We start from the raw sequence: 24035 nt of genomic DNA, 5'->3' as shown, positions 1-24035 counted from the left end.
TGAGAGCTAAAAGGCGACACAACGGCCCTTGATATTCTCCGTCCCGCTGCGCCCGTGTTCTTGCCAAATGAGCTCGCTTGTCGACTGCACTCCTACTCGCGCGTGCGCGTAGTTTGACAGTCTTGACCTCCACCCTTCACGATGCGCGAGATAGCCTCGTTCTTCGGTCAGCCGTCCCTTATCTCCTCATGGTCGTCCGGGCTTCCCAGATATAGACGGCGATGCGCGAGCCCAACTTTCGCGCGCTAGGTTCGCCCGCCACACGCCGTCGGCGCCGCGTCTGCGAAGTGCCGGAGCTCGACAACCGCCGCTCCCGCTGTGCCACTCCGCTGACCCGCGAGGTAGCAGTTCAAGCGCGTTCTTCAGCCAGCTTCAGGATAGATACGAACGCGTGAGCCGCGGTCCGTTTCTTGCAGCTCGGCCCTGTAAGGCACGTTGCGGATGTTGAAATACGTGGGGCGCCCCGCGTCCGGCATGAGGTGCCCGCCCTCTATTGCGCGGAGAAGGAAAGGCGGAAGCCAGCGTTCGCGGTGCTGCCATCCCCCGCGGATCAAGAACCCGAGATCGCCTTGCGGCTGACGGGATGGCCCAGCTTCATTCATCTGCCTAGCGCGAGGATGATGGATGAGACGAACGTCCCGGCGTCCTCCCGGCCCGAACGTGGCCGAGTAGTGCTCGACGTTGATCAAGAACTGGCTTGGGCCGAACTGGTTCGGCAGGAGATTGATGTTACCCAGTACGTCGATCAGGACGTCCGAGGCTGGTTGGGAGCCATGGCGCCAGCCCTCGCCAACGATAGGTCCGATATCCCGTAGCTCCTGAGGTGCCCCTGATGGCCCAGCGAAGGACGGCGGTCTGGCAACGCCAGGGGCCGGCGTAGAGTGAGCATCGTCGCGCAGTTCATACGGGGTGGGCGGATTGAGATCAACCAATGACCCAAGACCGCCGTAGATGTCTGGCGACGGACGCCTTACAGAGTGAGATGGAATGGGGTCTTGCATCTGCTCCTGAAGATAATCCCAAGCTCCCGCGCTCAGAGTGGATGGCGTTGCCGGAAGCTCCTGAAACGAGCTCGGCTCCGGGCCACGGTATGGCATGGACGACGATGGAGTGGATTCTTGCATCTGCTCCCGAAGATAATCCCAAGCTCCCACGCTCGGAGTGGATGGCGTTGCCGGAAGCTCCTGAAACGAGCTCGGCTCCGGGCCACGGTATGGCGTGGACGACGATGGAGTGGGTTCTTGCATCTGCTCCCGAAGATAATCCCAAGCTCCCGCGCTCGGGGTGGCTGGCGTTGCGGGAAGCTCCTGCGCCGACCCAGGCTGCCGAGCGCCTTCCCCGGCGAGCGGACGCGCTTCCTCAGGAGGAAGCAACCCCAGCGCTCTGTTCGCCTCGACAACTTGTTGGTATCGCCGAAGCCTGAGCAAATCGGCGTTGATTTTGGTGTCCTCGGTTTTGTTTTTGTACTCTTCAACATCTTGGGCCAGCCCATCGGTGAAGAGTCGACCAGCCATGGCCCCCTTCTCGTGCGTTTGCAGCCAATCACTCAGCCTGGAAAGACGGCGGGCCTGTCTATCCACTGTTTCCGGCTCAACCCTGCCTGTCGCCTTTTCTGCCCCGGCCCACATGTCGATGAGGGTCGCGTCTGCGGCATAAGGAGCCAAGCGGTAGCTATTGGTTGACAAGGCCTTTCCAGCCTGGACATCCCCGAGCTTTTTCAAGGCCGCGATGGTGCGCCTGCTGCTAATCTTAGGATCCTTCTGAGCCTTCGCGTAGGCCGCCACATCGAGATCCAACCCAGCTTCCAACTCAGGGTTGCCAAGCCGGTCGGCAATTGATGCCCTCCGGTTCTGGTTAAGCCAGGCGCTGAAATTGCGCAGGTCGGCTACGGCATTCCGAATGGTGCCATCACGCAGCCTGCCGTGGGCTTGGCTTTTAAACTCCTCCAAGAGCGCCTCGTCCTCCTCAGGGACACCGCGTATGCGGGCGGGTTGCTTGGCGTGATCCGCTCGAAATTTCGTTGAAAGGACCTCTTGCTCCGCCGCGGCACTAGGCGACTTTTCGCTGCGACTCCCCCCGAACGCTTTCCCGACCCCTGACTTGATGCGCGACCACAGTCCCCGGTTTTTGCTATTCTTCGTCTGCATCGCGGGCTGCGCCTCAGATGACAACGTGTTGCGCGCGCTGCTGAACAGATCATCCCGCAAATTGGACTGCTGCGGGAGTTGGGTCGGACCTCCAAGGTGAGCGCGAGGTATATCTACGCTGTGGCGCGTAGTGCTGAACGAGTTGTCACTCAGCCGGGACTGCGGAGGCATCCGCATCGAGCCGCCGATGTCAGCGCGCCGGATCCCTCCACCGCCTTCTGCGGGATTCACTTCAGGCGAACGAGCGTCTGGGAAGCTCTTCTCGGACGAGCTGAGTTGCAAGTCGCCCAGATGCTGCTCAAAGCCGGCTTGCTGGCTCGCGTCGCCCGATTGCTGCCCCACCCGCGACTGTTGATAGTACGCTTGGGCAAATCCTTCTACATCAAAATCAAACAGGTTAAAATTGTTATTCGTCCGCTCCATGGTACCTCACAAGACTGCACAGCAAAGTTCGCATCTGGCGTACGGGAGAGACGATTGAGGTATAGATTGAAAGCGGCTGAGACTTGGCCGAGAATCCGAATTGGCTCTGCCTGAACGAGCAGAGAATCAAGCGTCATTACCATTGGCAAGACCGCCGCCTGCGACTCCTCCAGTCACTGCAATCGTGCACTCCGGTGCTCAGTTCCTTTGCGGTACACGGCATCGCCGTCTAGATATTGAGGTCCTCATGCTAGGAGGGTTACCTTTCGAGAAGCTGACGTCTTAGAAAAAAGTCACCTCGCTCACCATGTTTATAGGGAACGGTTCGAAGATCTTGCACGGGCTCTTGTGATGGGAGAGCAGACGATAGGTGTGCCCGTGCTTGGTGCCTGAACGGACAACCTCCATTTGGTCAGCCGCGTTGATCAGTTGAGCCTCGCCCCTGGTTTGCTCGACCTCTCTAAACAAGCTCGACAGGTCCATTCCCAACGCGGCGCAGGTCCGCTCAAGTGTAAGCCCGCGCTCGAGCCGAGCATGCCGGCGATGTTGCATCGGTCGCAAATATTTCGATCCCGACTCTGAGCCGCTTCGAGAATGGCCAATCTGTTGCGCCGCGCGCTCTTTCTTGCCGTTGTCCCGGCGCTTGTGGTCCGCTTGCTTGGCTTTGCTCAATACGACGCCTGCCGCAGCCTCTGCAAAATGGTGACATCTAAAGCCTTCTTGCATCTAGCGACAGTCCTTTATCGCCATTGCTTCTCCTCTCTTCGGATCTACATTAGTGACTCGGTCACGCTTCTTCTGCCGCTCGGGGTGACCAAGCTTGAGCGGAACGACTCTGCGCCTACATGCGACCTACCCCGCGGGCTCTTGCTTGCGAAAAATCCATCCGCCCGCAAACTCAAACCAACTCCGCCGCCAGAGCCGCAAAAGCCCAGATCAAGTGCGTTACCCGCACACCCGACCGTTTCTCAGCCGTGCAAGACGCGCCCCAGATGCACACCGGCCCAGCCCGTTGCGCGGCTCATTGCTTGCTGCTGGCAGTGAGGAGTTTCAGCCCTCAGTTCATTGCAATTGCGCCCCGCTGCGGTCGATAAAGTCGAGCACCGACTGGGCCTTGCGGACCTCACGTGAGAGGCGCTTCAAGATCCGGATGGTAGATGCATCCGTAGGGATGAGACCCGCCTTCTCGCACGCAAGCCTAAAATGGTACGCGACCTGCTCGTCGGTGGGCGCAATGCGACTCTGCAGCGCGCTGGAAGTTAATGATGCGAGCATGTGCTTGACCACGTCCTCTTCAGCCTGGATCAAGATTAGCTACCTTCCTGTGACTGTTGGTTCGCTTGCAAGAGCTATGTTGTGAGCTCTCGGCGAAGTTGTTCACTGTCCAAACCTGTGCTGCGAACATGCGCGTTCACGCTAGCATGCGCGAGACGGCTTCCGTCGATTTCCTAGTTAGAATATCGAAGCTGCGGCTTCACATTACCCTCGAGTAATGAGTGTGATGATGCCTCGGATTTGTCCCAGCGGCTCTCGAACGCGGCATCCACCGAAGCGTTAGCGCGCTCAGGGCTGAGATCGACTCCACGACACGGAACACCTGGCGCAGACGGTCTGCATTGTTAGGGAAAGCCGCTCACAGTTCCCCGGATCATGCTCAAGGCTGCACATCAGTTTTTGTGCCGGCAGAGGCCGACGTCGAGAAACCGGTCGAGCATCGCATTGACCTGATCTGCAACCTCGATCGTGTTGAAATGTCCGGCGAGCATCGTCTTCGCGATCACCAGCTGTGGACAGATCTCCTGTAGCCGATCGAGGCCGCGCGCCACGTTCACCAGCGGAACATCCGCGGAAATATAGGCCATGGGAATCTGGCAGGCTTCTGCAGCGGGGACCGGATCATAGTTCAGGGTAGCGTTCCGTATCATCGAATAGGCCACATGCTGTGGCGTTTTCTCGCAAGGTGGAAGTACATAGGTCTCGTAGATCATCTTTCGGCGGGCGGGATCGTCGAAATCGCAGCCCAGCTCCCATGCCTTTGCTTTTAGGATCGACAGATAGCTGGGGCCACTGATACCTGCCAGTAGCGCTCGAAGTTCACTCGATTCGCGCAAGATCGGAGGCGGCATGACAATCGTGTCGATCATGACCATACCAGAGGCCAGGTCCGGATAGCGGCCGCACAGTTCCAGCGCGATGCGGCCCCCCATGCTGTGGCCGATCACAACCGGCTTGTGCAGTTGCAGTTGAGCGCATTGCCAGGCGATATCGTCCGCCAATCCTGCGATGGTGTAGTCCTGCTCGGGTGCGTCGCTGGCGCCGTGGCCGCGAAGATTGACGGCCACGATACGACGGCTTTGAGCAAAATGAGCAATCTGAGGCGCAAAGATGCGGTGGTCACCGGTCCAGCCATTGATAAGGAGCAGCGGGAGAAGTTGCGAGGTTGCAGGTCCGGCCTCAACATGTGCCAAACGTACACCATCGCGGTTCAACAGAACGGGCTCCAACTTGTCATATGACATCACGGTCTTTCCTCCTGAACTAAAGTGCCATTCATCCGACTTCAGCGAATCGCTTGGCTCGAAGAACGACGCCAACATAGGTGGCGACCGCCAAGAAGCAAAAGAAACCAAGCATCACCGCCGTCATCGAAAATGCCGAATGACCGTCAAAAAGCGCAGCGACCATCGCGCTGGAAGCCGCACCAATCATTTGCACGAAAGCTATTGCGGCCAGTAACGGATCGCGCGATTTCTGGCGTTGGCAGTCCCACTTCGTTCGTGGCGTGCGGCAAGATGTCTATGCCAAAACGTCGGCAGGGAAGCCAGAAGGCCGAGCAAAAAGCTGAAGGCGAACGAATTGGGATGAATGCGTAATGTCATGTTTCTCTTTGACCGGCATCAAGGTTAGTGCCATGTCGCGGCTTTGAAATGTTCGCATCCGCGAGAGGCAAATCATCGCCAAGGGGTGTGCTCCGTTGATCATTTACGAGTGGCTGCGTCGCCAGTGTCCGACTGCGGCGAGATCCTCCATTTCGTTGACAAGGCCGGATCTATCAATCTCGGCCTTGATAGCCTCGCCGAGCTTACGGGCCTCCACTTTGAATTGCGGTTCCGAGATCAGCCGGTTTATAGCTGCCACTATTTCGGGTTCGGAAGCAGTCGGGGCCAACCGAAGCCCAACTCCCTTCGCTTCGACGCGCGCAGCATTGGCTAACTGGTCTCGTCCCATTGGCAGAACGAGTTGAGGCAAAGCGTTGATCAATGAACGGGCGACGGTGCCGTGGCCGCCTTGCGATATGACCAGCGAAACGCTCTTCATGACGGAGTCATGAGGAGCGCCGCGCACCAGATGCACGTTCTTCGGAGAACGAAGGTCGGCGATGTCCAAATTCGGACCTGTTGTGAAAACGGCGTCGATATCAACGGTTCCGATCGCGCTGATGACCCGTTGAAACAGATCACGCTGGCCCTGCGCCCCCGTGCTGCACGCGATCAGCGCACGGGGACGATCTGGCGGTCCGGACCAGGGAGCCTGCCACGACTTGGACCAAATCGGCACATCGAGCAACGGTCCGATATAGCGCAGATTGTTCGGAAGAGCGTCAGCCTCGAAGTCGAGGGCCTGACTGATTGCCAGCAGAACTCGGTCAGCCCGGTCGAACAGATCCATAACGTCCCCAAGAACGGGAAGACTGAGGTCGACGCGAGCCCGATTGAGGATAGGAAGGGACGCATTCATCACAGCAGCAAGCCTGTCACAGGCTGCCATGACTTCGGCGCGTTCCTCTGGCGTTTTCGGCTGGCCCAATCCGGATGCAGCCGGCGGCATTCCGGGTAGGATGCGAATACTCACGTGAGGTGAAAGAAACGCGAAAGGCACGCCGGATGCTTCCGCCCCGAGCGCCGCGCCAAACAGCAGGTCGAGGCCAAGGACAGCATCAGTTGGTACGCGGCCAATCTCATCTCGAATATCGGCCGCGTAGGCAGAGCAAGGCTCAAAGACGACCCTGCGCATCCGACCTTGCATGTCCGAGACGTCTGTGGGATCTGCAGCCGCGCCGATAGGAGCGCGACGCCACGTCACGAACTCGAAATCGGCAGCCTCGACTTCTGCACGCATGGCCGGGTCAGCGATTACCCGAACATGATGACCACGTCGGCGCAACTGGCGGCCTGCGGTGAGCAGCGGACTGAGATTTCCCAACGTGCCCCACGAGGCCAAAAGAAAATGGTAGGACATCACAGATGTTCAACTCCTTCAGTCCTGCAACAGCTTCAAAGACGTAGCGCCCTCGCCACCTCAGCACGAAGATCGGCTGCGGGTGGCCAACCTGAAGAGGGCGCCACCGCCATGTGGTCTAGCATACGCGGCGCGAGAAGCGTTTTACCCACATGAATGGCTGGATCCGACTTGGAGAGAACGTCAGTCCAAGCCATGCAACGCCCGACTGAACTGCTTCAACAGGGGCGCCGCTACGGGCTGTCTTGCGTTTTGCTAGATGATGTCGATCTGTTTTATTAGGGTCTGTCTGAATCCCCGATATAGCGCAGTGGCGGACCTCAAAGAGCCAATTGATGCAAAGCGTCGCGATGCGCGCGTCGTACGCACTCGAATGCAGCCCAAACGGATCTGCAATTAGCTCTGTTGGACCATCCGGCGATCCTCCGAATGGCTGCGTTAATGAGCCAACTAAGCAAGTACTGCCCTCCATCGTTCTCCCGAATCTCTTAGGGCGAAAATCCAGGTTCATGTGGCGCGCGAATTTAAGTTGCCAGATGCGGCCATCGACACCTAGTGGCGCAGCTTTGGACATTGTTTGTCGAAGCCTACAACCTGACGCCACGTAAGCTTCAAGCCATTTTAACGAACTGGCAGAACCTTCATTCTGCCCCCCAAGCGATGTGCATCTGCGCGTAATCGCGAGCTCAGTCGGGTTAGTCGCCCGTGAAGGACTTAGAGGACGTTGATAGAGGCTTCAATTCCATGGCGAATAGAATTTTGAGGTTGGAGGCTTTCGGGGCCTCGAAGCTCGAAGGCTTGCAACTTTTCAAGATTCCCTCGAATCTCTGGGCGTGCTTCCGTGGTCGCAGCGGAGGAGACGATGCGACAGAAGAAGCAGGCAAGTCGGGGAAAGCCGATCTGTTTTGCACCAGGTTGGATCAGATCATCAACTTGAAGCGCGAGCTGGTTCAACCAGGCGGCAAGACCGACTGGGACTGGATCGATCGCGAGATGGCAGCCCTCTTACAGCGACAAGCGCCGCCCCAGGATCGCAAGCCGGTTCATGATCGGACTGGTACTCAAGGATGTTCGCACTGCGCATCGACATCCATCCCCCGTTGATCGACGTGGGTGGGACTGGTGTACCCCTTCGCAGGTTGGGCAGCCGGCACGACGATATTTGGGACGAAATTGTCCCCACGTCCGCTTTGCGCATATGGACAGTTTGTGTCGGATTTCGCTCGGTTAAGCAGCTCCTGTCCTAAAAACCATGGACTTCAGCAATTATTGTTGAACCGATTGAAGATTCCATAGCCAACAACGCATGCGCTTTGCACCCAAGGCAACGTTCGTAACGGTCGCGCCGGCGCAGATCTGATGCGGACGATGCATTCGCCATTGGTCGCGAGCACAACATGTGGCCGCCGAAAAGACCCGTGTTTCAATGACCCGCGGTGACTGGTCCAGATACATCATGGCGTCCCCTTCAGGCTGCGTCGCGGTTGCCCCTCGTATTTGTAGGCGAACTGTTTGGGCATGGGTCCCTTGTTGCGATCCTTGCGTGCGGCCTGCTCCCATGCGTGCGCCAGGACGCCGACCGCGCGCGACAGGCAGAAAATCCCGCGCCCAAGTGGCGCGGCAAAACCCAACTCACCATAAATGACCGCGGTGGCTCCATCGATATTCATCGGAATTAGCTTGCCCTTGCGTTCGCGCATCACACGCTCGATCGCACGTGCGGCGTTGGCGTAGTTGCCGCTGACTGCGCCCTCACTGACCGCCGCATCGACCAACGCTAGTAGGGGGGCGGCACGGGGATCAACGGGGTGAAACCGGTGACCGAAACCGGGCAGATATTTGCCGCGCGTGGCGGCGAAATGGTCGATCGCCTCGGCAGCGGCCTGGTTGATAGACCCTGTTTCGCTGCGTTGCAGGACGTCCTCGTACAGTTCGATCGCCTGTTGGCCAGCTCCGCCATGCACGTCGTCGAGCGCGTTGATTGCAGAAGCCATGGCTCCATTGAGCGGTACCCCGCAACTGACCGCCATCCGGGCAATGGAAATCGAAGGTGCATGCGGACCATGATCCACCGATGCAATCAGCGCAGCTTGCAACAGCCACTCGTGCGCCGGCGTGGGCAGTTCGCCGCGCAGCATCAACCAGATCATTGCGGGGAAGGAGATGCGACCGATCAATTCCTCGATCGGGTATCCGCGGTAGGCGATTCGCCCAGGGGCGATGTCGCATATGGACGTACGCCACCAATGGGCGGCCTGTTCACGCAATTCTGTTTCGCTCATTCTGTTTTCCAATCGCATCAGCCTATGTTCGGCCGAACTCGCTTGTGCGCAACTCCCTGCTCGTCACGCTGCTCCGTCCGTCGCCGGACCGGCGGAAAATGCAACTCTTCTTGACGTGACGTTCCGGCGACGCCGCTCGCGATAAGGCGCTCAATTTCCGGAGAGGCATAACCGAGCCGAGCCAGCCATCGCTCCGTGTCCGCACCAAGCGATGGAGGGAGCGAGGGGACAGGAAACGGCTCGTCCAGCCGAAAACCAGGACGCGTGAGGCGCAACGGCGTTTCGCCAACCCTGTCGGTCGGCAGCATCTCGACAAAACTGCGCTCCAGTAGTTGCGGCTCCCGCAACACTTGTGGAACTGTCAATACGCAGCCAGCAGGAACGCCGGCGGCATTCAGGAGCATCTCCCACTCCTCCGCAGGCCTGCAGTTCAAGGCTGCGTTCAATTCATTGTTGAGCGCCGTACGGTTCAGTTTACGCACTTCGTGCTTTGCGAAGCGCGGATCGGTCTTCAGATCCGGCCGGCCAATCAGGTCACAAAGCGTCTGGTACTGTTTCTGTTCGTTAGCGGCTATGTTGAGCGGACCTGTCGCGGTGCGGAATGTGCCGGAAGGTGCCGCCGTAAAGTTCTCGTTTCCCATTGGTTGCGGCTCAACTCCGCCGTTCAGGTGATTGGAAACCACCCATCCCATAGCCGCGATGGTCGCCTCGAGCAGCGACACGTCGATGAAGCGACCGCTGCCCGTTTGCCGCTGCTCCACGAGCGCCGCGGCGATGGCAAAGGCGGCGGTTAGCCCGGCGATGGTATCGGAGATCGGGAAGCCTGTCCGCAGCGGAGCCGTGGCTGCATCACCGGTAACGCTCATCGCGCCGGAAAGGCCCTGGACGATCTGGTCGTAGGCCGGGCGGGCGGACCAAGGACCGTTCTGCCCAAAGCCTGAGATCGCACAATAGATGAGGCGCGGGTTGCGCCTACACAACGCGTCGAAACCGAGACCAAGCCGTTCCATGACCTTTGGGCGGAAGTTTTCGAGAAGGACATCGGCCTCGGACACCAGCCTGAAAAACACTTCCCTTCCCGCTTCAGATTTCAGATCGAGCGCCACCGACTGCTTGCCGGCATTGACGGCAACGAAGGAAAGACCCTGAAGGCGGTCTGCCCTTTGCGGATCGGCGCCAAGGCGCCGCGCGAGATCGCCTCCATTGGGCTTTTCAACCTTGATAACCTCGGCACCGAGGCGCGCGAGATGGTAGCCACAGAACGGGCCTGCCAGGACGTTCGACAGGTCGAGGACGCGGATGCCGGTGAGCGGCAGGGACATCTGACCAAGCCTTTTCTTGCGGTATCTTCAGTCCGTTGTGGGTTGCAGCAAGTGGCGATGAAGCGAAGGGGATCATCAGATCCCGCAGCTTAACGGCCAGTTTCAGCTGCCCTCCAGTGTTTCACTGTACAGAACTTGTTCTGATATACGCAATTCAAATACTCTTTATGTAGGAGATGAGTCAACAATTCCGGGCTGAAAAATCGCTTTTGTCAGAAATAGTAGATGTTTGAAGGAAATGTCTTATAGTAGTTCTATTCTGCAGAACCGGAGCGGGGATGAGCAAAACCGGGGTAGACGCCGTCAGCAGGGCGCTCGGGATTCTGAAAGCGTTCAGTGGGCAACGCGCCGCGATGACGTTGACGGAAATCTCGGAAGCGACCGATCTCTATAAGAGCACCGTGTTGCGACTTGCGTCCTCCTTGGAAGCAGATGGCTTCCTAATCCGGGGCGCGGACCGGTTGTTTCGACTCGGGCCGGAGTTGTGGCGCTTGGGAGCGTTGTACCAGCGCGGCCTGGATCTTGGTGAGGTTATCCGGCCTTCGCTTCGCCGTCTGGTCGAAGCAACTGGGGAGACCGCATCCTTTTATGTTGCGGATGGCGATGAGCGGATCTGCCTCTACCGTGTCAATTCTCCGCGCTCAGTTCGACACCACCTCGAAGAAGGCCAGCGATTGCCTATTGATCGCGGTGCCGCCGGCCGAATTCTCACTGCGTGCGGCGAGCCAGCGATGGCAGAAGGGAAGAAGATCCGCGATAGAGGCTTTTATGTTTCGATTGGAGAGCGGGATCCGGAGGTCGCATCGGCTGCCGTGCCCTTGATGGACGTACACGGCAAACTGCGGGGCGCGCTTTCGATATCAGCCATCCGGACGCGCTTCGATGCCAACGCTCGCAAGGCGGCAATTGATGCTCTTAAATCGGAAGCCACGACCTTAGCGGGGTTGTTGCCTGCGAGCGAACGCTGATCAGTGAGGGCGTCCACTTTGCGCCGATCGTTTTGAAGAAGCAGCGGATACACGAGGGACCAGGCCGGGCGCAGCGCCAGTACTCTGTCGGACCGCAGCACTGACGGGTAGGCAGCTGTAGGAATGTCGTGACAAGACGACTGGGTACTGCTCAGGTGCCATCAATACCTTCTTTTATGAGCACTTAAGCTCGTGGAAGCGATACCTCTTCTCGAGTCGTCGTCTGCGCATCGTAGATTCTGACCCGAAGCATTGGAAAGCGTTTCTTCAGATCTTCGGCCCCTGCCCTTGCTCCGTCCCTGGTCGTAAACTCGGCTTTCAATCGACCATCCACTTCGAGCGCATAGCCTGAGGTGGGCAGTTCGCGGGCGGCAGCAACCATCTCGTTTCTCTTATCGCATTCTGGCTATTGGAGAACGATAGTTTAGCGTGAGTCGTTCAAACCGCGCCAGAACCAGAATGAGTTTGCTGTGAATCGTCGCGAGGCGGTAGCTGTGAGCAATTGGCCTTCCGACCTTCGATATTTCGGGAAGTTTCTTGGTCTCTTCAGAGAGTCGGCACGAATGATGCCGCACTTTTCCAGTGTGATCGCGGGCTCTTCCGATGGGAATTGCTCACGGCGGATGCCGACCAGGGCCGCCGACGATGGGAAAGCGTTTGGAGTCGGCGATGAAAGCGATCAAGTTTCATATGAATAGAGCACTCTTTCCGTTCTGCTCCTTTTCCAGATGACGCCAGCGCCGGCGCAGAAGTAATGGACTGAACACTTGGATGGTCCCCACGACACCGCGGATGTAGAGCTGCTCAGAATCAGGAAAACCTGTGAAAGGGCAATTCTGAGCCAACTTTCCTGAAAGAGGAGATTTGACGGGTGGTGCCCGGGTCGCAGGCTGGGCTGGGCGCGCTGGAGGACGAGTTTTCTGATTCCCCGCAGCGCCGATCCGCACGAGGCATATCTGTGGATCAGCCGATCGCACGAGGGAATCTGTCTGAGTTTCCGTCACTTGGCACGGCGAACGCCCGAACTGCGGTGGACGGCTATCTCGCCGAGGTCGCCGCGCTGGCCGACCGGATTAGTGGCGCCCAACAACCGCCACGGGTGGCGGCGGACTGACTCAAGTGGGCCTTGAGCCACCGTTGCTTGGCGGGAGTCGTTATAAGATGAGTGCGATCCGTTGGTTTCGGCCGAGAGCTGAACGGACGGTCTCAGCGACCTCATTTTTTGTTGCCGACCTTTGACCTTTACTTAAGTCCCTCCCGAAGGGCCGAAGCGATTGTCGCTTGCAGCGCACCAAGCTTGCAAGCATAAGTTGTATACCGCTTTACCTGCACGTTCTTCTCGAACGTCAGGACACGAGCCACAAGAAGTTGAGGAACTGACGATACACATGACGAGCATCGTCGAGCGGCCCGGCCGCGACTGCACGACCGAGAATTGGGGCGTGGCCCCCTTCACCTACCGAGGTTCAAAATAGCCTGACTTGCTTGCGAATTCAGTGCTTTGATGCCTGCAGTCATCCAATAATTGTCTCTTGGAGAAATCGACAAGGCGAAAACACGAGGGAAGCGATTGCAACCCTCGCGGGAACAACGTGACGATACCCATACGCTCAACGTTAGGATGAACTCTATTGCCGGCTCGCCTCCATAAATTAGCCGCGAAGTCGCTGCATCAATGGCACTTGGAATGGTCGGAATTCGCCAATGAGGCTCGCGCGTGTGGTCATCGGCTTGGTTCTTTTGGCCGGGGGACTATACGTCATTGTTGGGGAGCATTTCGCTGGAACCTCGGCAGATGCCACCGTTAATGCACGGCTTTATGTCGTTCGTGCTCCGATCGAAGGGCGGGTAACGCTCGCCGTCAAAAGCATCGGCGCGCGCGTCAACCCCGGGGAACTTGCAGCTGACGTTACCGATGAGCGATTCGACACCGCTCGACTTCTTGACCTCGAGCGCGATCGAGACAACCAGCGGATCGAACTTAAACGCGTTGCAGCCCAGCGGGCCGCCCTGTCGCTATCAAGGGCCGGGTTCGATGCGCAATCCACCGACTATCAGCGCGGCAGAATCCGGCAGATCGAGGCGCGGATCGCAGAGACAAAGGCGACCCAAGACGCTGCGGCCGCGCGCCTACGCGAGGCAGATGCGGAATTCAAGCGCGCCAACGAGCTGAGCAATCGCGGCGTGCAGACGGTAGCCAACCTGGGTCGGGCTCGCGCGACATTCGACGTCGCACAGCAAGAATTGGAGAGTGCCCAGCAGCGCGTCAATTACTTCGAAACGGAACTCGCGTCGGCCCGCGCCGGTGTATTCATCGGAGAGTCCTACAACGACGCTCCCTTCTCGACGCAGCGCATTCGGGATCTCGACCAGCGGCTGGCGGAACTCCATGTTGAGGAGGAGCAAGTCAAAGCGCGGATTTCCCAGTTTGATCGGCAAATCGATGCCGAGCGTCTGCGTGTCAATCGTTTGACCTCTGCCATACTCAACGCCCGGGTCTCCGGTCTGGTCTGGGATATTCTGGTGGACGACGGTGAGCACACACGGCGGGGCCAAGACCTTATTAAGTTTGTCGATTGCAACAGCCTGATAGTCACCGCGGGCGTGTCCGAATCGCTTTACGCTAGCCTTTCGGTCGGAACGGCGGTGCAGTTTCGGTTGTTCGGCGACGAGCGGATTTTCGACGGAACCATTACCCGGCTCGGCGGATCCGGCGCGTCGTCGCTTTATGCGAACCTGGCCGTGGGACCAAGTACCCAGCATCTGGAACGCTTCGACGTCACCGTGACCGTGCCGGATCTCGCGCAACAACCCGATCTCAGCTGCGCCATCGGACGCACCGGACGCGTCGTCTTTTCCAGCGGCCCGATCGCCCAGTTCCGTCGATTTCTTACACGCTACGGCTTCTGATGCTCGTGCTGTCACCACTACTGGCCGCCTTGGCGGGAGCCGCCGTCATCATCGGGCTCCGTTTGACAGTCCTGCCACTGCTCAATCCAAGCAAGTGGTACTGGCGCACGTTACTCCTGGGGCTGGCCACAATTTTATCGTGGCGTTACGTAATCTGGCGGTTCAGCGATACCCTGGCGCCACTCGATTGGACTGCGGATGTTTTGTTCAGCTGGGGCTTCGCCGCGCTCGAAGCCCTGACGGTGTTGTCCTCGTCCATCGCCTTTGTGATCCTCTCTCGCGTAAGGGAACGGACTGCTGAAGCAGATCGCCACGCCGGATGGTGGGTGCCTGAGCAAGCGCCGCGCGTGGACATCTTCATCACGACTTACAATGAACCGCTGGAGATACTCGAGCGAACAATCATTGGCGCAAAGGCCGTCAGGTTCCAGAAGCTTCGTGTCTTTGTGCTTGATGATGGCCGCAGGGATTGGCTCCGCGAAGCTTGCGAGCGGCACAGCGTTGGCTACATCGTGCGCTCGGATAATGCGCATGCCAAGGCGGGCAACATCAATCATGCGCTCTCCGTGCGCGCCTTCGGTCCGGATCGACCGGAATTTGTCGCCATACTGGACGCGGATTTTGTTCCCCATGTCGATTTCATCGACCGAGCGGTAGCGCTGTTTCACGATCCGAGTGTCGGGCTCGTTCAAACGCCGCAGCACTTCTTCAATCCGGACCCGATCCAGCACAACCTGGGGATCAGCACCGGGTATCCGGATGAGCAGCGCCACTTCTTTGATAACGTGGAGCCCGCGCGAGATGCTTGGGGAATCGCGATCTGCTGCGGCACCTCCTCCGTTATGAGGGTTCGCGCCGTCGAGCAGATCGGCGGCCTTCCGACGCAAAGCGTCACGGAGGACTTCCTGCTCACGCTGAAACTCGCGGAAAACGGATGGCAAACCGTTTATCTCAACGAGCCATTGACCGAGGGTTTGGCTCCCGAGGGGCTCAAGGAATATATTGTCCAGCGTGGTCGCTGGTGCCTTGGCCTGATGCAGATTGTGCGTAATTCGTACAATCCGTTCGGCTCACATCGACTGGATTTGATGCACCGGATCAGTGTCATCGATTCCTTGTTCTACTGGTTGACTACCTTTCCCTTCCGTCTTGCGAGCCTCGTCTGTCCGCTGTTGTACTGGTGGCTCGACATAACGATCGTGAACGCGTCACTGGTCGATATTACCAGATACTATGTCCCGTATTACGTCATGGTCCTGGTGGCCTTGAACTGGCTTTCGAAGGGACTGTTCATCCCCATCATCAACGATACGGCGCAGCTGATTGCTGCCTGGCCCGTCTGCCGGGCCGCTGCGTTGGGCCTTTTGACGAGGGGACCGCACAAATTCTCGGTGACGGCCAAAGGCGGCGACAGGACGAAGATCGTTGTCCAATGGTCGTTGATGCGACCATTCCTCATCCTGTTTGGATTGACTGTGGGTGGCCTGGTGGTGCCGCTGAATTCTGATTTTGTCTTCAATACTTCATCGACAGCCGGCGATGGCGTCGCCATCGTTCTGTTCTGGACGATCTACAACCTCTTCGTCCTGCTGGTAGCGATCTCGGTGTGCATCGAACGGCCTCGACCCAATCGACCGCAGCGGCAGGTGCCAGAACCCATCACGTTGACGATCGGAGACGCTAGACACCGCGGCTGGCTGGTCAATCTTAGTCCGGACGGTGCGCGCATTAGCGGCCCGTTCGGACTTGTGGCAGGGGCCGCAGGGAAACTGAGCATCGCGATGATCGGAGATGTCGACGCACATATCCTTGCGTCAACACGCGACGGCTACCGGCTAAGGTTTTCGCCAACGGCGCAACAGCGGGCGCAGATCGTCGAAAAGCTGCACACCGCCCAGGCCGCTCCGGGATCCGATCGCGGGGACATCGGGCGCATGATTCGCGAACTGGCACGGGCTCTAACCCATTAGGGAGGCGTGATGGCGAGGAGGAGACTGAGCTTACGCACGCTCGTGTTCTTTGGTGGCGCCACGCTGATGCTGGTGCCAGCCATCGTGACCGCAACGCTGTATACGGCTGCCCTGCAGCAGCGCGGCGAGCAGTTGCAGGTAGAGAAGCTGACAATTCGCGGCGAACTGAGCGCCAATTTGCTAGCGCGCCGCGTCTACGGGGTTTGGATGGACGTGGCCCGCCTCGCTGACTTGACCGACCCCACCGATCTGGCAAACGCCCGCGAACACATCCAATTCCTGAGCCGCCTGGATGGCCGCTACTCTTGGCTCGGCATTGCGGATCTCGAGGGCAAGGTGCTGGCGGCCAGGGACGGAATGCTCGAGGGCGAGAGCGTCGCGCAGAGACCGTGGTTCAGACGCGGCATTGCCGCGCCGGCTGCCGTCGACGTCCACGAGGCACAACTCCTGGCGAGCCTGTTGCCTGTGTCTCCTCAGCCCTATCGCTTCATCGATTTGGCTGCACCACTGCGGCACGCAGGTTCCATTGCCGGCGTGATCGGGGCCCATCTGAATTGGAATTGGGTGGCAGAGGGCATGACTGCTTTACAGGCGCCCGGCATCGATGTGCTGCTGCTTTCGCGCGATCGAACAGTCCTGTTTGGCCCACCTGATCTCGTCAACAAGCCCCTCAACATCGGCTCCGCCCTCGCAGCCAGCCGCGTCACCACCGCGTTTTTGAGCGAGCGATGGCCCGACGGCAAGGACTACTTCACCGTGATCGTCCCAACCATTGGTTTTGCAGACCTTCCAAGCTTCGGGTGGTCTCTTCTGGTGCGGCAGAATGCCGACGACGCCATGGCACCGATCCGTGAATTGATCCGCTCGTTTTGGATCATTCTCGGCGCTGGCGCCATCGCGGCGCTGGCGCTGCTCTTTTGTGCCGCCCAATGGCTCAGAACACCACTGCGCCGGCTCGCAGACTCGGCTGAGGCTATCGTACTCGATCCCGCCGCCCGCCCGCCACACCAGGAAACCCGGTTTGAGGAAGCCGCACGGCTAAGCGACGCGTTGGTCCGAATGCAGTCGAGATTGATGAGCCGCTCTAATTCGTAGCTAGCCTCACCAAGAGGCGGAGAGTGGAGAAGCACGACTTGTTGCACGATAACCGGAGTGATTTTCGTCAGGCGCGCTTGACACTGTGGGCTTTGGCTTTTGTGGCATTTTCCTGCATGGCGATTGTCGCACTCAGCGGCTGGAGGGAGTGGTCCTCGCGACAGGCTGAGCTGACGAATGCCGAAACCGCATTGGCCAATCTGGCTCGCTCGCTGACGCAACACGCCGATGACACCTTCGAACTCACCGACACCGTTCTCAACGTGCTCGTCAACCAGTTCGAACTCGAGGGAACTGGCCCTGCGGCAGTCGCCAAGGTCCAGACCTTTCTTGCTCGTCGCAAGTCAATAAACCGGATACGCGACGTTTTCGTCTTCGACGAAGACGGGCGTTGGCTTGCGACCAGCGAAGCGGTGAACTTTTCCGGGTTCAACAACAGCGACCGCGAATACTTCCAGCATCATCGCAGCTCGACCGATCGGGGAACTTTCATCGGACGACCGATAAAAAGTAGATCTGGCGGGCAATGGGTCATCACGGCGTCCAGACGTTTCAATCATCCGGATGGCAACTTTGCCGGAGTCGCGCTCGCGACAATCGATGTCGCCTATTTCCTAAAGCTATATAGCGGGTTCGACCTTGGCCCTAATGGCTCCATCGCTCTTGCGAGCGCGGACGGCATCATCCTCGCGCGCAACCCGGATAACGGCAGCTACACGGGTCGTGACCTGTCTGGCGCTCCCCTTTTCAGGAATCTTCGAGAAAGACCAGCCGCAGCCGCGTATTATTTTAAGTCGCCGCTCGATGGCGTTCAGCGTCTGAGCTTCTTTCAGCTGAGCACGCGCTATCCTGTCGTGGTCGTAGCCACGAAATCACAAGACGATGTGTTGGCCCCTTGGAGTAGGGCCGCGCTGACCCGTACGGCCGTCGTAGTGATGCTGGTCGGCTTCGTCGCTTCGGCGGGTCTCTTGTTGGTCCGCCAGCTGCAGCGAGGACAAAAAATGGCGGCGGCGCTGGTGGCCAAGGAGGCGGATTTCCGTCTCCTTGCAGAATACTCGGGCGACATGGTGATGCGCGTCGGGGTCGATGGACTAATCCTCTATGTCTCGCCATCTTGTTCGCGAATACTCGGCTGGGCTCCTAACCAGCTCGTGGGTACGCCGGCTCTCGCGGGCGTCAATGGCCTGGACCGGCCGCAGGTTCAACAAACGGTCGCTGCTCTGCGAAGTGGCGAAGCTGAAGAGGCGAGGATTATCTATCGCACCCGCCATCGCGAGAAAGGAGAGATCTGGATGGAAACGGCGCTGCGGGTCACCAGGGATCCGAAGGGCGGTGAGATAAACGGGGTGGTGGCAATCTCGCGCGATATGACAACGCATAAGAACCTGGAAGATGAGCTTGCGGTTCTCGCTAGTTCGGATGGGCTAACGGGCTTGGCAAACCGCAGACATTTCGACGAGCGGTTACAGGCGGAGTGGGACCGGGCCACGCGTGAGGGCACGCCGATTTCGCTGCTGCTGGCGGATGTCGACCATTTCAAGAAATTCAATGACCAATACGGGCACCAAGCGGGCGATGCGTGTCTTCGCTCAGTCGCCAGAGCGCTCGTTGAGCAGGCCCAGCGGCCCGCCGACGTGGCAGCTCGGTATGGTGGCGAGGAATTCGCTTTGCTATTGCCAAACACCGACGCAACGGGCTGCGTCCAGGTCGGCGAGCGAATCGAGCAGGCGATTCGTGACCTTGGCATCCTGCACGCGCTCAATCCACCTTCCAAGCGGATCACCCTCAGTCTTGGCGGTGCGACATACTTGCCCGCAAACGACAGGGTGCACTGCACGTCATTAATCGAGGCCGCAGACAAGGCGCTCTACGCCGCTAAAGAGAGCGGACGCGACCGTGTCGTGATGTCAGGACAAGTGATCGCTTGGCCCAGCTCAATGCGAGCGTGAAAGGCAATTTAGGAAATTAGTCTAGAAGTATGGTTTACCACGCGGCTTGCCTCGCAGGCGGGCGACAAAGAAAAGGACTGTTCTCAGCTTTGTTCTGAATGGGGCGCCTACAGCGGAATGGAACGGTTATATGATTGTTGGCTCTATATGCATTTCACTGGGCGTCTTTCTATGTTGTCAATGCGATCACCGATCGACACCTTATCGGATAAATTTGCAGCTTGCCAAAAACGGATGGGCCAGGACATCATCGGCGAGATCAGTGACACGGGAGCGCAAACAATCAGATGCTCGAGTCATTGTCTGCCGGTTTTCCCAAAGAGCTGGGCTGCCTCATAGCCAAGGCACCCAAGAGCCGGATCCCGTCTCTCTCACGAAGTCTGAACACCGACGTTGAAGCGACGGATTCATGCTAGCGTCGCGTAGAAGTCGAGGTATTGACGACCGTTCTATAGGCCATGTTGACCGATGAGGTTGTGTTGAAAGCCCGCGTCCGCAGTAGGATGAGCCGGTAGTGACTTTAGACACCAGTATTGCCGTCACTTGCGGACCGTGAAAAGAAAACTGATATGCGGAAGTACATCGGTCACGCGCTTAGCGAGAAGGCGTCTGACCGTCATTCTATCCCGCAAGAGGAAGGCCTCGCAGCTTCGCGGAAACAGGCTTGCGCTTCCTTCGCGTCAACTTCGGCCACCCTCCAATGCCGATTGACAACCGTCTTCCTGTTCGTCCGTGTTACTACGGCCTACCTCCAGCTTAGCTGGCGGTTATAAGATATTTGCGCTTGGTCGGGAGAGAAATCGTGAATATCGAACGTCAATACCGAGAGCTGAAGAAGTTGCGAGAGAAAGTCGCTCTGGCGGAAGATGGGATTTATTCCCGGCGCTCGATTGAAAGGGAGTCGGTATGCCTAGATGCTTATCTCTCAATTCGGGGCCACATCACTTCAGAAGCCTGCCTTGTCCGTGATCTCTCTGTCAGAGGCGCTGGGATTCACTTGAATGGTCTCGCCATACTGCCGGTCGAGTTTGCGCTTTCTTTCGATGAGTTTTACACCACCACATACGCTTGCCGCCTGGTTTGGCGGCATGGCGACCTCGCCGGGGTCGCATTCCTTGACCCGCCCCTGTTCGGGCGAACAGCGCGGTGCCGCCCCCTTATAGAGTCTTAGCCTCCCCTCTCGCAACGCGTTCCTCTGGCGGTGGCCGCTTTGGGTGGTTCGGTCATCTTTCTGAGGACGTGACATTAAGTCTGGCCTTAAGGTCATGCAGCGAACGCAGGTGAAGGTGTTGCGCCGAGCGTTCGGCGGCGCTGGAGCCACGACGAGAATGTTCCTGATCTCGCCGTAGTTGGCGGATCAGCGGATCAGCTGGCGTGAAAAGGTGCATGATCCATAGCTGCAGCTCGCGTGCAAAAGACTTGCTCAAAATTTAAGCCAAGATGATCCGTACGCATCAGAGGAAGGCCGCGTAACGGTCTCTCGCGCGAGCAGTCGTGACTGCGTTATGATGGAGGACAGTTCAGGCTGCGACGGGCCGCTGATCGGCGGGCTTTTCGACCTCGCGCAGCCTTTTCCATTCCCAGGGAAGCAGCTCGTGCAGGCGCGAAGCAGGCAGATCGGCGATGCGCGCGAGGATGTCGGCGAGCCAGGCTTGCGGGTCAACGTCATTGAGGCGTGCGGTTGTGATGAGTGTCAGCATGACGGCGGCACGGTCAGCACCGCGCTGAGAGCCGGCAAAGGTCCAGTTACGTCGTCCAAGAGCGATACCACGCAGCGCTCTTTCCGCCGCGTTGTTGGTCAGGCAGATTCTGCCGTCATCGAGGAAGCGGGCGAAGTCGGTCCAGCGCTTGAGCATGTAATCGATCGGCCCGCGGACCTCGGAGGCGCGAGAGAGAGTAGCGCGTTCCGTGGTCAACCGTACGCATCAGAGGAAGGCCGCGTAACGGTCTCTCGCGCGAGCAGTCGTGACTGCGTTATGATGGAGGACAGTTCAGGCTGCGACGGGCCGCTGATCGGCGGGCTTTTCGACCTCGCGCAGCCTTTTCCATTCCCAGGGAAGCAGCTCGTGCAGGCGCGAAGCAGGCAGATCGGCGATGCGCGCGAGGATGTCGGCGAGCCAGGCTTGCGGGTCAACGTCATTGAGGCGTGCGGTTGTGATGAGTGTCAGCATGACGGCGGCACGGTCAGCACCGCGCTGAGAGCCGGCAAAGGTCCAGTTACGTCGTCCAAGAGCGATACCACGCAGCGCTCTTTCCGCCGCGTTGTTGGTCAGGCAGATTCTGCCGTCATCGAGGAAGCGGGCGAAGTCGGTCCAGCGCTTGAGCATGTAATCGATCGGCCCGCGGACCTCGGAGGCGCGAGAGAGAGTAGCGCGTTCCGTGGTCAACCACTCGTGCATCTCATCGAACAGCGGCTTGCTCTTTTGCTGTCGCACGGCAACTCGCTCGGCGGCGGTCAGGCCGTTGATCTCGCGCTCGATGGCGAAGAGTGCATCGAGGCGCTTGACGGCCTCCAGCGCCATCGGGGAGATCGGCTTGCCTTTCTTGCCCTCCCGCGCATTTTTTCCGATGTCGGCCAGCTCGAAGAACTTCCGTCTCGCATGCGCAAGGCAAAATCCCGGCGTGATCGGCAACACTTTTTTCTTCGGATCGAACAGTGGCTCGAAGCCGTTATAGCAATCCGCCTGCAGGATGCCGTTGAACAGCGCCAGATGTTTCTGCGGGTGCTCACCCCGCCGGTCGCCGGAGGCGTAATAGACCGCCGCCGGCGGCGCGGTGCCACCGAAGGGACGATCGTCACGCACGTAGGTCCAGATCCGTCCGGTCGTGCACTTGCTCTTCGCCAGAATGCGGATGGTGGTGTCGTCACCGTGAAGCCGCTCGGCGGCGAACACATGGCTCTTGATCAGCTCGAAGAGCGGCATGACGGCGAAGGTTCCGTAGCCGACCTGATCGGCCAGCGTTTGCGTCGACAGGTCGATCCCTTCGCACTTGAAGCGCGTGCTCTGACGATTGAGTGGCAGATGCTGGTTAAATTTATCGACGAGGATCATCGCCAACAGACTGGGACCGATGAAGCCGCGCGGCGTGGCGTGGAACGGCGCCGGCGGCTGCGTGATCGCCTCGCAATCCCGACAGGTGAACTTCTCGCGCACCGTCTCGATCAGCTTGTAACGGCGCGGGATCGCTTCCAATGTCCGGGTCACATCCTCGCCCAGCTTCGACAGCCGCGATCCGCCGCAGCAGGCGCAGGCGGCCGGGGGATCGATGACGACGCGCTCGCGTTCGATGTCATCCGGCCAGGGCTTGCGGATCGGTCGCTTGCGCGTGAAGGCGCGCACGGTCTGGGTTTTCGCCGCCGCGGCCTGTGCTGCGAGCTCATCCTCGGTCGCTGACGTCACCAGGTCTTCCAGCTGCAGCTCCAGCTGCTCGATCAGCCGTGCCGTGCGTTCGGAGCGCGGCCCGTGCAACTCTCGTTTCAGCTTCTCGATCGTGAGCTGCAGATGCGCGATCAACGCTTCGGTGTCGGACAGCTTCGCCTGCGCACTGGCGGCTTCGACCTGCCAATTGATGGCCTCGACCTGTACCTTGGCGGCTTGGGCCACGGCCGCATCGCGCTCAACCTCAACCTTCAGCCGCGCTTCGCGTTCAGCCCGCAACGATTCACGTTCGACCAGCAGTGCGGCCTGGGCGCTGGCAAGGTCCAAGGGAAGATCATCCGGCTTCAGACTCATGAAGCCAATGAATCATATTTGCTGGCAAGTTCAACCGCAAATCGCTATCCAACTCGCGTTGGACGCCACGTTTCTTGAGGATTGCGCCAGTCGATTCCGGACAAGAGATAGCTCAATTGCGCCGGAGAGATCGTCACTGCTTCGCCTGCCACCGAAGGCCAGACGAACCTTCCTCTCTCGAGTCTTTTTGTAAACAGACATGCCCCCTGGCCATCGTGCCAAATGACCTTCAAAAGATCGCCGCGCTTCCCCCTGAAGCAAAAAAGATTCCCGCCGAGCGGATTTTGCTTGAGCACTTCCTGCACGCGGAGAGCCAAACTCGGAAAGCCGCACCGCATGTCGGTGTAGCCGGTGGCAAGCCAGACACGAACGCCCGTCGGAATCGGGATCATCGCCCCTCCAGCACTCTCAAGACGCGCGACAAAGCGGCGGTATCGACATCCACGCCAACGATCAGACGAACACCGCTGCCGAGCACGATCTCCATCCGTCCAACAGTCTGCTCGCAGCGAGCGTCGTCACGGCTCCCTTCGCTTCTCGTTGGCTCCGGCTCAATCAGCGCCGCGACAAACCCGTAATCGCCATCTTTGGCGTTCAGCGCTGCAAGAGTGCCCTGCCGCGCCAGGCGTCGCCACCCGAACAGTTGACCAGGAAAAAGTCCGTGGCGGCGAGCAACGACAGAAACAGGATCGCCACAGCAATAACTCTCCTCCACAATCCGCTGCTTCGCTTCAATGCTGAACCGTCGGCGCCGTCCTGTGTCGACGATCTCCATAACTTTCGCATTATTGGCAGTCGATATGGTGTCCATACTGCCTGTAATCATGCGATAGCCAACCTCTGCAAGGCGGCCGCCCTCGGATGAGTACGATGATCCGTCGAAAGCACGATTTGAACGTCTAAATACTTCACTCGGGAATCGGCTCTTTGACTAACAACCGAAACTTGCCCGGTCCCGTCGAACAAATCAGTCTCGTTGCATGCACACTCGTGAGC

General features: G+C 58.9%; 18 protein-coding genes and 2 pseudogenes. 7 read left to right on the top strand and 13 right to left on the bottom strand.

Translation table 11 applies throughout. The annotated features are described in order from the left end of the window. Positions 1-362: 362 nt before the first annotated feature. The 6 genes from ACVJGD_RS41670 to ACVJGD_RS41645 all read right to left on the bottom strand — a co-directional run bounded on the left by ACVJGD_RS41670 (position 363) and on the right by ACVJGD_RS41645 (position 6809). On the bottom strand, positions 363-2570 hold the full coding sequence (locus ACVJGD_RS41670; RefSeq protein ID WP_456639523.1) for a hypothetical protein: 2208 nt from the start codon (positions 2568-2570) through the stop codon (positions 363-365). 282 nt (positions 2571-2852) lie between these two features. After that, the gene (locus ACVJGD_RS41665; RefSeq protein WP_456639522.1) at positions 2853-3296 is read right to left on the bottom strand and encodes a hypothetical protein; all 444 of its coding nucleotides are present in this window, start codon (positions 3294-3296) and stop codon (positions 2853-2855) included. A 336-nt stretch (positions 3297-3632) separates the two neighbouring features. Continuing rightward, positions 3633-3878 (bottom strand): hypothetical protein, encoded by a 246-nt coding sequence (locus ACVJGD_RS41660; RefSeq protein WP_456639521.1) that lies wholly within the window; start codon positions 3876-3878, stop codon positions 3633-3635. Between the two features lie 359 nt (positions 3879-4237). Further along, positions 4238-5089 (bottom strand): alpha/beta fold hydrolase, encoded by an 852-nt coding sequence (locus ACVJGD_RS41655; protein WP_456639520.1) that lies wholly within the window; start codon positions 5087-5089, stop codon positions 4238-4240. Positions 5090-5120: 31 nt separating this feature from the next. Next, on the bottom strand, positions 5121-5285 hold the full coding sequence (locus ACVJGD_RS41650) for a hypothetical protein (RefSeq protein ID WP_456639519.1): 165 nt from the start codon (positions 5283-5285) through the stop codon (positions 5121-5123). 267 nt (positions 5286-5552) lie between these two features. Further along, positions 5553-6809, bottom strand: coding sequence for a glycosyltransferase (locus ACVJGD_RS41645; RefSeq protein WP_456639518.1), 1257 nt, complete (start codon positions 6807-6809; stop codon positions 5553-5555). Positions 6810-7709: 900 nt separating this feature from the next. Here ACVJGD_RS41645 and ACVJGD_RS41640 point away from each other — a divergent pair. After that, positions 7710-7872: pseudogene (locus tag ACVJGD_RS41640) on the top strand (IS5/IS1182 family transposase); the annotation flags it as partial. A 391-nt stretch (positions 7873-8263) separates the two neighbouring features. On the opposite strand, the gene ACVJGD_RS41635 reads toward ACVJGD_RS41640, so the two are convergent. Next, a complete protein-coding gene (locus ACVJGD_RS41635; protein WP_456639517.1) occupies positions 8264-9091 on the bottom strand; it encodes a citryl-CoA lyase in 828 nt (275 codons plus the stop codon). Between the two features lie 17 nt (positions 9092-9108). Then, positions 9109-10413, bottom strand: a complete 1305-nt coding sequence (locus ACVJGD_RS41630; protein WP_456639516.1) for a CaiB/BaiF CoA transferase family protein — start codon at positions 10411-10413, stop codon at positions 9109-9111. Positions 10414-10691: 278 nt separating this feature from the next. On the opposite strand from ACVJGD_RS41630, the gene ACVJGD_RS41625 reads away from it, so the two are divergent. Beyond that, the gene (locus ACVJGD_RS41625; RefSeq protein ID WP_456639515.1) at positions 10692-11381 is read left to right on the top strand and encodes an IclR family transcriptional regulator; all 690 of its coding nucleotides are present in this window, start codon (positions 10692-10694) and stop codon (positions 11379-11381) included. 184 nt (positions 11382-11565) lie between these two features. On the opposite strand, the gene ACVJGD_RS41620 is transcribed toward ACVJGD_RS41625, so the two are convergent. Then, a complete protein-coding gene (locus ACVJGD_RS41620; RefSeq protein WP_456639514.1) occupies positions 11566-11763 on the bottom strand; it encodes a hypothetical protein in 198 nt (65 codons plus the stop codon). Between the two features lie 1322 nt (positions 11764-13085). Here ACVJGD_RS41620 and ACVJGD_RS41615 point away from each other — a divergent pair. The 5 genes from ACVJGD_RS41615 to ACVJGD_RS41595 all read left to right on the top strand — a co-directional run bounded on the left by ACVJGD_RS41615 (position 13086) and on the right by ACVJGD_RS41595 (position 20476). Continuing rightward, positions 13086-14291, top strand: coding sequence for an HlyD family secretion protein (locus ACVJGD_RS41615; RefSeq protein WP_456639513.1), 1206 nt, complete (start codon positions 13086-13088; stop codon positions 14289-14291). Next, a complete protein-coding gene (locus tag ACVJGD_RS41610; protein WP_456639512.1) occupies positions 14291-16261 on the top strand; it encodes a glycosyltransferase in 1971 nt (656 codons plus the stop codon). Before ACVJGD_RS41615 ends, ACVJGD_RS41610 begins: the two co-directional genes overlap by 1 nt. 9 nt (positions 16262-16270) lie before the next feature. Then, the gene (locus ACVJGD_RS41605) at positions 16271-17356 is read left to right on the top strand and encodes a cache domain-containing protein (protein WP_456639511.1); all 1086 of its coding nucleotides are present in this window, start codon (positions 16271-16273) and stop codon (positions 17354-17356) included. Positions 17357-17472: 116 nt separating this feature from the next. Further along, positions 17473-19305: a diguanylate cyclase gene (locus ACVJGD_RS41600; protein WP_456640557.1), complete on the top strand. Its 1833-nt coding sequence runs from the start codon at positions 17473-17475 to the stop codon at positions 19303-19305. 802 nt (positions 19306-20107) lie between these two features. Then, positions 20108-20476 carry a PilZ domain-containing protein gene (locus ACVJGD_RS41595; RefSeq protein ID WP_456639510.1) on the top strand — a complete coding sequence of 123 codons (369 nt, stop codon included), beginning with the start codon at positions 20108-20110 and terminating at the stop codon, positions 20474-20476. Between the two features lie 349 nt (positions 20477-20825). On the opposite strand, the pseudogene ACVJGD_RS41590 reads toward ACVJGD_RS41595, so the two are convergent. From ACVJGD_RS41590 to tnpA, 4 genes and pseudogenes are all read right to left on the bottom strand, one after another. Beyond that, positions 20826-21221, bottom strand: a pseudogene (locus ACVJGD_RS41590) (IS66 family transposase); the annotation flags it as partial. A 75-nt stretch (positions 21222-21296) separates the two neighbouring features. Then, positions 21297-23039 carry an IS66 family transposase gene (tnpC, locus tag ACVJGD_RS41585; protein WP_456632752.1) on the bottom strand — a complete coding sequence of 581 codons (1743 nt, stop codon included), beginning with the start codon at positions 23037-23039 and terminating at the stop codon, positions 21297-21299. 44 nt (positions 23040-23083) lie between these two features. Beyond that, positions 23084-23431 (bottom strand): IS66 family insertion sequence element accessory protein TnpB, encoded by a 348-nt coding sequence (tnpB, locus tag ACVJGD_RS41580; protein WP_456632751.1) that lies wholly within the window; start codon positions 23429-23431, stop codon positions 23084-23086. Then, the gene (tnpA, locus tag ACVJGD_RS41575; protein ID WP_456636252.1) at positions 23428-23850 is read right to left on the bottom strand and encodes an IS66-like element accessory protein TnpA; all 423 of its coding nucleotides are present in this window, start codon (positions 23848-23850) and stop codon (positions 23428-23430) included. The genes tnpB and tnpA overlap by 4 nt, the downstream gene beginning before the upstream one ends. Between the last annotated feature and the right edge of the window lie 185 nt (positions 23851-24035).

The organism is Bradyrhizobium sp. USDA 10063 (assembly GCF_054063735.1).
This window is presented reverse-complemented; position numbering and strand designations above follow the sequence as displayed.